The sequence below is a fragment of the Priestia sp. SRI_019 genome (assembly GCF_057586255.1).
This window is the reverse complement of the sequence record NZ_JBYCZN010000045.1, coordinates 1-212: the sequence shown is the minus strand read 5'-3', so window position 1 is coordinate 212 and position 212 is coordinate 1. Positions and strand designations below refer to the sequence as shown.

The window sequence follows — 212 nt, the reverse complement described above, 5'->3', positions numbered from 1 at the left end:
AGTTATCTAGTTTTGAGAGAACAATCTCTTGTCTGGTGGCGATAGCGAAGAGGTCACACCCGTTCCCATACCGAACACGGAAGTTAAGCTCTTTAGCGCCAATGGTAGTTGGGACTTTGTCCCTGTGAGAGTAGGACGTTGCCAGGCTGGAAAAGATCTCTCTTTTCTTTTAAAAAAGTTGTTGACATTACGTTAATAACTTGATAAGATAG

1 rRNA gene is annotated in these 212 nt (G+C 42.5%); it reads left to right on the top strand.

The window, feature by feature from the left end:
- Nucleotides 1-31 precede the first annotated feature (31 nt).
- Nucleotides 32-147: ribosomal RNA gene (gene rrf, locus AC2YJL_RS27770) — 5S ribosomal RNA — on the top strand.
- The last annotated feature ends 65 nt before the right edge of the window (nt 148-212 follow it).